General features: G+C 74.0%; 9 protein-coding genes and 1 pseudogene. 6 read left to right on the forward strand and 4 right to left on the reverse strand.

All coding sequences use genetic code 11. The features are described 5' to 3' along the window. Positions 1-2: 2 nt before the first annotated feature. Both ABZ478_RS25985 and ABZ478_RS25990 read left to right on the forward strand, forming a co-directional pair. Positions 3-2,342, forward strand: a complete 2,340-nt coding sequence (locus ABZ478_RS25985; RefSeq protein WP_359553058.1) for a bifunctional salicylyl-CoA 5-hydroxylase/oxidoreductase — start codon at positions 3-5, stop codon at positions 2,340-2,342. Between the two features lie 108 nt (positions 2,343-2,450). Continuing rightward, positions 2,451-2,885: a hypothetical protein gene (locus tag ABZ478_RS25990; RefSeq protein ID WP_359553059.1), complete on the forward strand. Its 435-nt coding sequence runs from the start codon at positions 2,451-2,453 to the stop codon at positions 2,883-2,885. 10 nt (positions 2,886-2,895) lie between these two features. Here ABZ478_RS25990 and ABZ478_RS25995 read toward each other — a convergent pair whose 3' ends face one another. Together ABZ478_RS25995 and ABZ478_RS26000 are read right to left on the reverse strand one after the other, a co-directional pair. Further along, complete coding sequence (locus ABZ478_RS25995; protein ID WP_359553060.1) at positions 2,896-3,723, reverse strand: PaaX family transcriptional regulator C-terminal domain-containing protein; 828 nt, start codon at positions 3,721-3,723, stop codon at positions 2,896-2,898. A gap of 15 nt (positions 3,724-3,738) precedes the next feature. After that, the gene (locus ABZ478_RS26000) at positions 3,739-5,331 is read right to left on the reverse strand and encodes an AMP-binding protein (protein ID WP_359553061.1); all 1,593 of its coding nucleotides are present in this window, start codon (positions 5,329-5,331) and stop codon (positions 3,739-3,741) included. A gap of 157 nt (positions 5,332-5,488) precedes the next feature. Here ABZ478_RS26000 and ABZ478_RS26005 point away from each other — a divergent pair, with 157 nt between their 5' ends. The 4 genes and pseudogenes from ABZ478_RS26005 (at position 5,489) to ABZ478_RS26020 (ending at position 7,836) form a co-directional block, all read left to right on the forward strand. Further along, positions 5,489-6,625 carry an acyl-CoA dehydrogenase family protein gene (locus ABZ478_RS26005; protein ID WP_359553062.1) on the forward strand — a complete coding sequence of 379 codons (1,137 nt, stop codon included), beginning with the start codon at positions 5,489-5,491 and terminating at the stop codon, positions 6,623-6,625. Next, positions 6,622-7,041: a RidA family protein gene (locus ABZ478_RS26010; RefSeq protein WP_359553063.1), complete on the forward strand. Its 420-nt coding sequence runs from the start codon at positions 6,622-6,624 to the stop codon at positions 7,039-7,041. Before ABZ478_RS26005 ends, ABZ478_RS26010 begins: the two co-directional genes overlap by 4 nt. Positions 7,042-7,113: 72 nt before the next feature. Then, positions 7,114-7,437: pseudogene (locus tag ABZ478_RS26015) on the forward strand (DUF6299 family protein); the annotation flags it as partial. A 210-nt stretch (positions 7,438-7,647) separates the two neighbouring features. After that, positions 7,648-7,836 (forward strand): DUF6299 family protein, encoded by a 189-nt coding sequence (locus ABZ478_RS26020; protein WP_359553066.1) that lies wholly within the window; start codon positions 7,648-7,650, stop codon positions 7,834-7,836. Between the two features lie 57 nt (positions 7,837-7,893). Here ABZ478_RS26020 and ABZ478_RS26025 read toward each other — a convergent pair whose 3' ends face one another. Together ABZ478_RS26025 and ABZ478_RS26030 are read right to left on the reverse strand one after the other, a co-directional pair. Further along, complete coding sequence (locus ABZ478_RS26025; RefSeq protein ID WP_358934809.1) at positions 7,894-8,085, reverse strand: acyl-CoA carboxylase epsilon subunit; 192 nt, start codon at positions 8,083-8,085, stop codon at positions 7,894-7,896. Positions 8,086-8,095: 10 nt separating this feature from the next. Beyond that, positions 8,096-9,037 (reverse strand): carboxyl transferase domain-containing protein (locus ABZ478_RS26030; RefSeq protein ID WP_359553064.1); only part of this gene is annotated, 942 nt, incomplete at its 5' end.

The following is a 9,037-nucleotide window of genomic DNA, read 5'->3' on the forward strand; positions in this document are numbered from 1 at the left end:
CGATGGCCGGCCGCCCCCTGCGCGTGGCGATCACCGGCGGGGGCCCCGGCGGTCTCTACACGGCCGCGCTGCTGAAACGGCTCGATCCCGCCCGGGAGATCACCGTCTGGGAGCGCAACGCCCCCGACGAGACCTTCGGCTTCGGCGTGGTCCTCTCCGACGAGACCCTGGGCGGCATCGAGCACGCCGATCCCGTGGTCCACGAGGCCCTGCGGCGCGACTTCGTCCGCTGGGACGACATCGACATCGTCCACCGGGGCACCCGCCACACCTCCGGCGGACACGGCTTCGCCGCGCTGGGCAGGCGCCGGCTGCTGGAGATCCTGCATGAGCGCTGCCGCTCCCTGGGCGTGGACCTCCGCTTCCGCACCGCGGCACCGCCGGTCGCCCGGCTCGCCGAGGAGTACGACCTGGTCGTCGCCGCCGACGGAGTCAACAGCACCACCCGCGACGCCCGCGCCCACGCGTTCCGGCCCCGGGTGACCGCCCACCGCTGCCGCTACATCTGGCTGGCGGCCGACTTCGCCTTCGACGCCTTCCGCTTCGAGATCGCCGAGACCGAGCACGGCGTGATGCAGCTGCACGCCTACCCGTTCGCCCGCCCGTCTCCCGACCACCACCCCTCAACGAGGCCCTCCGGGCCGCCGGACCGACTCGGCGCCTCCACCGTGATCGTGGAGATGCGCGAGGAGGTCTGGCGGGCCGCCGGATTCGACGAGGCCGAGCCGCGGGAGTCCGTCGAGCGCTGCGCGAAGATCTTCGCCGACGCCCTCGGCGGACGGCCGCTGCGCTCCAACAAATCGGTGTGGACGACCTTCCGCACGGTGGTCAACGAGCGCTGGTCCGACGGCAACGTCGTCCTCCTCGGCGACGCCGCCCACACCGCCCACTTCTCCATCGGCTCCGGCACCAAGCTCGCCGTGGAGGACGCGCTGGCGCTGGCCGCGTGCGTCGAGGAACAGCCCGACACGCCCAGCGCGCTGGCCGCCTACGAGGAGGAGCGCAAGCCCGTCGTCGCCTCCACCCAGCGGGCCGCCCGGGCCAGCCTGGAGTGGTTCGAGCACCTGGACCGCTACCTCGGTCAGCCGTCCCGCCAGTTCGCCTTCAACCTGCTCACCCGCAGCCGCCGGGTCACCCACGACAACCTCCGGCTGCGCGACGCGCACTTCACCGGTGCCGTCGAGCGGGAGTTCGGCTGCCCACCGGGCACGCCCCCCATGTTCACCCCGTTCCGGCTGCGCGGACTGACCCTGCGCAACCGGGTCGTGGTGTCGCCCATGGACATGTACTCGGCCGACGAAGGCGTCCCCGGCGACTTCCACCTCGTCCACCTGGGTGCCCGCGCCCTCGGCGGGGCCGGCCTGGTGATGACCGAGATGGTGTGCGTGAGCGAGGAGGGCCGGATCACCCCCGGCTGCGCCGGCCTCTACACCGGCCGGCAGGGCGAGGCGTGGCGGCGGATCACCGACTTCGTGCACGACCGGGCGCCGGGCACCGCGATCGGCGTCCAGCTCGGCCACAGCGGCCGCAAGGGCTCCACCCGGCTGATGTGGGAGGGCATGGACGAACCGCTGCCCGACGGCAACTGGCCGCTGGTGGCCGCCTCCCCGCTGCCCTACAAGCCGGGCGGCCAGACCCCGCGCGGCCTCACGCGCACCCAGCTGACCGACATCCGGGAGCAGTTCGCCGCGGCCGCCGGGCGGGCCGCGCGGGCCGGCTTCGACCTCCTCGAACTGCACTGCGCCCACGGCTATCTGCTCTCCGGCTTCCTCTCCCCCCTCACCAACCTCCGCACCGACGCCTACGGCGGCTCGCCCGAGAACCGGCTGCGGTTCCCGCTGGAGGTCTTCGACGCCGTGCGCGCGGTGTGGCCGGACGACCGGCCCATGACCGTGCGGATCTCCGCCACCGACTGGGCCGAGGGCGGCACCGGCGCCGAGGACGCGGTCGGGATCGCCCGGGCCTTCGCGGCGCACGGCGCCGACGCGATCGACGTCTCCACCGGGCAGGTGGTGGCCGAGGAGCGGCCGGAGTTCGGGCGCTCGTACCAGACGCCGTTCGCGGACCGCATCCGGCACGAGGTCCGCGTCCCGGTGATCGCGGTCGGCGCGATCTCCTCCTGGGACGACGTCAACTCCCTGATCCTGGCCGGGCGTACGGACCTGTGCGCGCTGGCCCGGCCGCACCTGTACGACCCGCACTGGACGCTGCACGCGGCCGCCGAGCAGGGCTACGAGGGGCCCGGCGTGGCCTGGCCCGACCCCTACCGGGCGGGCAGCAGAAGGCCGCAGACCGGCCGCACGGACGCGCCGAAACCCCGGCTGTCGCTCGGCGGGCGATGACGAGGACGGCGAGGAGGAGCCGCGCGGTACCGGTCACACGCCTTCCACGTGATCCGCACGGTTCCTGAACCGCTTGTTCCGCTTCGGCTGGCTACGTTCGGCTGGTCCATGCCGGAGACGAGAGAGACCGAGACCGCGATGAACGACACCAGGCCCCTGCCCGAGCCCCCCGGATACGGTTACGGCGGCCCCCCGGCCCCGGAGCCGCAGTACGCGGAGCCCGCCTACCGGCCCGCCGGCCCCGGCCGGCAGCGCCGCGGGGACGGCTCGGGCACCCGGCGCACCGCCCTGATCATCCACACCGTCGCCGACGTCGCGGCGGCGTTCCTGGGGCTGTGGATCCTGCTGTACCTGCTGGAGGCCAACCACGCGAACGTCTTCGTGGGTTTCGTGGAGGGTGTGGCCGACGCGCTGGCCTGGTGGTCGCAGGACATCTTCACGATGGACACGGAGAACCTCCGGGTGCTGCTCGACTACGGACTTCCCGCGGTGCTCTACCTCGCGGTCGGGCACGGCATCGCGCTGCGGCTGCGGCGCTTCTGACCCGCGGCGCTCAGACCCCCGCGGGCCCCGCTCCCACGAACTCGGCCCCCGCGTCCCGCAGCCGCTCGTGCAGCCCCCGGAACACCTGTGCCGAGCGGACGCCCGGCCAGTCGGCGGGCAGCAGCCGGGCGGGCAGGCCCGGGTCGGTGTAGGGCAGGTGCCGCCAGGAGTCCAGGGCCGTCAGGTAGTCCCGGTAGGCCTCCTCCGGCGGCGTGCCGGTCCGCCGCTCCCAGGCGTGCAGGACGGGCGCGTGGACGTCCAGGAAGCCCTCGTGCGCCTTGGCGATCGCCGCCAGGTCCCACCAGCGGGTGACGGCCTCCGGCGTGGCGGCGAAGCCGAGGTGCTCGCCCCGGAAGAGGTCGACGTACGGGTCGAGGGCCAGGCGCCGCAGGGTGTGCCGGGTCTCCTCGTACAGCCGGGCCGGGGCGATCCACACCCCGGGCGCCGCCGTGCCGAAGCCCAGTCCGGCCAGCCGGGAGCGCAGGACGTGCCGCTTCTGCCGTTCCGACTCGGGCACGGAGAACACCGCCAGGACCCAGCCCTCGTCCTCGGGCGGCGCGGTCGCGTAGATGCGGCGGTCACCGTCCTCCAGCAACTGGCGTGCCTCGGCCGAGAGTTCGTACCCGGCCGCGCCGGTGCCCGTGCGGGCCGGCAGCAGCAGCCCGCGGCGTTTGAGCCGGGACACCGAGGAACGGACGGAGGGCGCGTCCACCCTGACCGCGGCCAGCAGCCGGATCAGCTCGGCGACGGGCACCGGGCCGGGCATGAAGCGGCCGTACGCGCCGTACAACGTGACGATGAGGGACCTGGGGGCGTGCTGCTCGGACACATTGATCATTTTAGGTCGTCGGGGTCATGGCCGGTCACCGGCGGTGCGCAGCCGGAACCGCTGCAGCTTGCCGGTGGCCGTGCGGGGCAGCGCGTCGAGGAAGACGAACTCGCGCGGGCACTTGTAGGGCGCCAGCTCCGACTTGAGGAAGGCGCGCAGTGTCTCCGGGTCGCGCGCCGCCCCGTCCCGCAGCACCGTGTAGGCCACCGCCACCTGGCCGCGCACCTCGTCGGGACGGCCGACCACCGCCGTCTCGACCACGTCGGGGTGGCGCAGCAGGGCGTCCTCCACCTCCGGTCCGGCGATGTTGTACCCGGCTGAGATGATCATGTCGTCCGCGCGGGCCACATAGCGGAAGTAGCCGTCGCTCTCGCGGACGTAGGTGTCGCCGGTGACGTTCCAGCCGCCGCGCACGTACTCCCGTTGCCGCGGGTCGGCGAGATAGCGGCAGCCGACCGGGCCGCGCACGGCCAGCAGTCCGGGCTCACCGTCCGGCACCGGGTCGCCGTACGCGTCCTGGACCCGCGCCTGCCACCCCGGGACCGGGACTCCCGTGGTGCCGGGTCTGATCCGCTCGTCGGCGGCGGAGACGAAGATGTGCAGCAGCTCGGTGGCGCCGATGCCGTTGATGATGCGCAGCCCCGTGCGCTCGTGCCACGCCCGCCAGGTGGCCGCGGGCAGGTTCTCGCCGGCCGACACGCAGCGCCGCAGCGACGAGAGGTCGTGGCCGTCCATCGCCTCGAGCATCGCGCGGTACGCGGTCGGCGCGGTGAACAGCACCGAGACCCGGTGCCCGGCGATGGCCGGCAGCAACTGGCGCGGCCCCGCCTGTTCGAGCAGCAGCGCGCTGGCGCCCGCCCGCATCGGGAAGATCACCAGACCGCCCAGACCGAACGTGAAGCCGAGCGGGGGACTGCCGGTGAACACGTCGTCGGGCCGGGGCCGCAGCACATGCGCGGAGAAGGTGTCGGCGACGGCCAGCACGTCCCGGTGGAAGTGCATGCACCCCTTCGGGCGGCCCGTGGTGCCCGAGGTGAAGGCGATCAGGGCCACGTCGTCGGCGGCGGTGCCGACCGCCGGGAAGGGCGTGTCCGGCGCCGGGCGGCGCAGCAGGTCGTCGGGCGCCTCACCGCCGTAGGCGAGGATGCGCAGGCCCGGTATCCCGGCCTTCGCCAGGTCGTCCACGGCCCGTATGTCGCACAGCGCGTGCCGGACCCGGGCGATCTCGCACATCGTGGCCAGCTCGTGCGGCCGCTGCTGGGCCAGCACGGTGACCGCCACCGCGCCCGCCTTCAGCACGGCGAGCCAGCACGCGGCGAGCCAGGGGGTGGTCGGCCCGCGCAGCAGGACCCGGTTGCCGGGTACGACGCCCAGTTCGCCGGTGAGGACATGGGCGATCCGGTCGACGCGGGCGCGCAGGACGCCGTACGTCCACGAAGGACCGTCCGGGGTGTGGAAGACCGGGCGGTCCGGGTCGCCGTGCGCGAGCAGCTCGGCCGCGCAGTTGAGCCGTTCGGGGTAGCGCAGCTCCGCCAGATCGAATCGCAGCTCGGGCCACTCGCCCGGCGGCGGAAGATGGTCGCGCGTGAAGGTGTCGACGTGGGCGGAGACGTTCATGGCGGTGCGCCCCCTTGCCTGACGGCGTCGAGACGGGCGTCCTGACTGCGCTCGCATCTGGAGCGTATCGTGTTGGTGACGACAGTCAACTGTGCGCGATACCGTCGGATGGAGACGGGAGGGTCATCGCCGGCCCGCCCCGGAGGGAGGACCGGCAGTGCCCGCATTCTCACTCGGACCGGAGCGGACCGCCTGGCGCGCCGAACTGCGCGCCCTGGCCGCCGAACGGCTGCGCCCGATCGCCGACAAGGGGGAGCCGGGCCGGGTCGACCGGGCCCTCCTCGCCGAACTCGGCCGGCTCGGCCTGCTCGCCCGTCTGTTCACCTCCGGCGCCCTGGACCTGTGCCTGATGCGCGAGGCGCTGGCGCAGGCCTGCACCGAGGCGGAGACCGCCCTCGCCCTCCAGGGCCTGGGCGCCCACCCGGTGCACGCCCACGGCACCACCGCCCAGCGCGAGCGCTGGCTGCCCCGGGTGGCCGCGGGCGGCGCGGTGGCCGCGTTCGCGCTCAGCGAGCCGGGGGCCGGCTCCGACGCGGCCGCCCTGGCCCTCACGGCCGAACCGGACCGCGGCTCCGGCTGGCGGCTCACCGGCGAGAAGTGCTGGATCTCCAACGCCCCCGAGGCCGACTTCTACACCGTCTTCGCCCGGACCACGCCCGGCGCCGGAGCCCGCGGGGTGACCGCCTTCCTGCTCCCCGCCGACCGGCCCGGCCTCACCGGCTCCGCGCTGGAGATGCTCTCCCCGCACCCGATCGGCGCCCTGCACCTGGACGCCGTCCCCGTCACCGCGGACGACGTGCTCGGCGAGCCCGACCGCGGCTTCGCCGTCGCCATGGGCACCCTCAACCTCTTCCGGCCCAGCGTCGGCGCCTTCGCGGTCGGCATGGCCCAGGCGGCGCTCGACGCCACGCTCGAGCACACCGCCGAACGCGACGCGTTCGGCGGCAAGCTGCGGGACCTGCAGACGGTCGCCCACCAGGTCGCCGAGATGGCCCTGCGCACCGAGGCGGCCCGGCTGATGGTGTACGCGGCGGCGACGGCGTACGACGAGGGCGCCGCCGATGTGCCGGGGCGGGCCGCGATGGCCAAGCTGCTGGCCACCGAGACCGCGCAGTACGTCGTCGACACCGCCGTCCAGCTGCACGGCGCCCGCGCGCTGCGCCGCGGCCATCTGCTGGAACACCTCTATCGCGAGGTGCGCGCGCCGCGGATCTACGAGGGCGCCAGCGAGGTGCAACGGGGCATCATCGCCAAGGAGTTGTACGCCGCGCGGTCCGAGAGGGAGGCCCGGTGAGCACCGAGCGCGTCAACCCGCCCGAGCTGTCCCCGCCCACGGGCTTCTCGCACGCCGTCGTCGCGACCGGCACCCGGCTGGTGTTCCTGGCCGGCCAGACCGCCCTCGACGGCGACGGCGAAGTCACCGGCGACACGCTCGTGGAGCAGTTCGAGCGGGCACTCACCAATCTGCTCACCGCCCTGCGCGCGGCCGGCGGCACCCCGGCCGACCTGGCCCGCGTCACCGTCTACACCACCGACGTCGCCGGCTACCGCACCGACGCCCGCCGACTGGGCCGTATCTGGCGGGAGTCGGCGGGCCGCGACTATCCGGCGATGGCCGTCGTCCAGGTCGTACGGCTGTGGGACGAGCGGGCGCTGGTCGAGCTGGACGGGTTCGCGGTGCTGCCGGGTGACGCGCCACCGAAGGGGTGACGGTCACGGCGGGGTCCCGGACCGCCCGGTACGAGTGGAACCCCCACACCCCGTGACCGGGAGGTACCCCCCATGCCCGTACGCCCCGCCCTCGCCGCCGGCCTCGGCGCCGCAGCGCTGCTGTGCGCCGTCGCCGCACCGGCCGCCGTCGCCGACCCGACCGAGAGCCTCACCGTCGACGCCACCGGCCGGATCGCCGCCGACGGCACCATCACCCTCTCCGGCACCTACCGCTGCGCCGGCAGCAGCGGACCGGTGCTCGTCAGCTCCTCGGTCACCCAGACCGACCCCGGCGTCAAGTACGCCATCGGCGGCACCAGCGGCGTCTGCGACGGAGCGGAGCACCACTGGTCGAACACCGGCAAGGCCGATGCGGAAGCGCTCAAGAGCGGTACGCGGTCCATCACGACCGGGAAGGCCTCGGCCGAGGCGGAGAAGACGTCGCCCAAGGGCGCAGGCAAGCCGTCCGAGGCCGGGAAGGCGGCGCGGAAGGCCGGGAAGAAGGCGGCCGGGGCCGGGAAGGCGTCGGGCAAGGCCGACAAGGCCTCGGCCGGGTCCGTGAAGACCTCGGCCGGGTCCGTGAAGGCGTCGCACAAGGACGGAAAGGTGTCCGGCAAGGCGGCGAAGGCGGCGGCCGGGTCGGGGAAGACGTCGCACAAGGCCGGTGCCGAACCGCTGAAGACCGGCGCGGCCCACGTCGAGGCCACCCTGGTGGAGCTGCGGCCCTCGGGCCTCGCGCCGATGCCCTACTTCCACGCCGTCCGGCAGCAGGACATCACGCTCGTCCAGGACTGAGCGCGCCCCCGGCGGCCCGGGTGTGCCGGGCCGCCGGGGGACTCGGTGGCCGCCGGCTCAGCCCCGCTGCCAGCTGTGCGGGGCGTGGTAGGCGTGCGGGCGCCAGGAGGTGGTGCCCGGGGAGCCGGGCTCGGTGCCGGCCCCGGCCAGGGCGGTGCGGCTGAGCAGCAGCACCGCGAGGGCGGCCAGTTCCTCGTCGGTGGCCTGGCCCTTCTCGACGCGGATGGGGGGAGTGGGGGACGCGCTCATGGGACCTCCGTCACTGGGGCGGGTTGCCGTGCTTGCGGGCGGGTCGCTCGGCGTGCTTGGTACGCAGCATCGCCAGGGCGCCGATCAGGACGTGGCGGGTGTCGGCCGGGTCGATCACGTCGTCGACCAGACCGCGCTCGGCCGCGTAGTACGGATGCATCAGCTCGGCCTTGTACTCCTTGACCAGCTCCGCCCGCATGGCCTCGGGGTCGTCGGCCTCGGCGATCTGACGGCGGAAGATGACGTTGGCCGCGCCCTCGGCGCCCATCACGGCGATCTCGTTGGTGGGCCAGGCGTAGGTGAGGTCGGCGCCGATGGACTGGGAGTCCATCACGATGTAGGCGCCGCCGTAGGCCTTGCGCAGGATCAGGGAGATGCGCGGCACGGTCGCGTCGCAGTAGGCGTACAGCAGTTTCGCGCCGTGCCGGATGATGCCGCCGTGCTCCTGTCCGACACCAGGGAGGAAGCCGGGTACGTCGAGCAGGGTGACGATCGGGATGCTGAACGCGTCGCACATCTGCACGAAGCGGGCGGCCTTCTCGGACGCCTCGATGTCCAGCACGCCGGCGAGGCTCTGCGGCTGGTTGGCGACGATCCCGACGACCTGGCCGTCCAGCCGGGCCAGCGCGCAGATGATGTTGCGCGCCCAGCGCTGGTGCACCTCGAGGTACTCGCCGTCGTCGACGATCTCCTCGATGACCCTGGTCATGTCGTACGGACGGTTGCCGTCGGCGGGCACCAGGTCGGCGAGGCTGTCGCAGCGCCGGTCCGCCGGGTCGTCGCAGGGCGCGGCGGGCGGGTTCTCGCGGTTGTTGCGCGGCAGGAGGGAGAGCAGGTAGCGCACCTCCTCCAGGCAGGTCTCCTCGTCGTCGTAGGCGAAGTGGCAGACGCCGGAGGTCTCGGCGTGCACGTCGGCGCCGCCGAGCCCGTTCTGGGTGATCTCCTCGCCGGT

This window comes from Streptomyces sp. NPDC005706, assembly GCF_040631045.1.
Classification (GTDB): Bacteria; Actinomycetota; Actinomycetes; order Streptomycetales; family Streptomycetaceae; genus Streptomyces.

What these genes read in the sequence shown, in the direction of transcription:
- ABZ478_RS25995 (WP_359553060.1), bottom strand. Translation starts at nt 3,723, where the DNA reads ATGATCAATGTGTCCGAGCAGCACGCCCCCAGGTCCCTCATCGTCACG.
- ABZ478_RS26025 (WP_358934809.1), bottom strand. Translation starts at nt 8,085, where the DNA reads ATGAGCGCGTCCCCCACTCCCCCCATCCGCGTCGAGAAGGGCCAGGCC.
- ABZ478_RS25990 (WP_359553059.1), top strand. Translation starts at nt 2,451, where the DNA reads ATGCCGGAGACGAGAGAGACCGAGACCGCGATGAACGACACCAGGCCC.
- ABZ478_RS26000 (WP_359553061.1), bottom strand. Translation starts at nt 5,331, where the DNA reads ATGAACGTCTCCGCCCACGTCGACACCTTCACGCGCGACCATCTTCCG.
- ABZ478_RS25985 (WP_359553058.1), top strand. Translation starts at nt 3, where the DNA reads ATGGCCGGCCGCCCCCTGCGCGTGGCGATCACCGGCGGGGGCCCCGGC.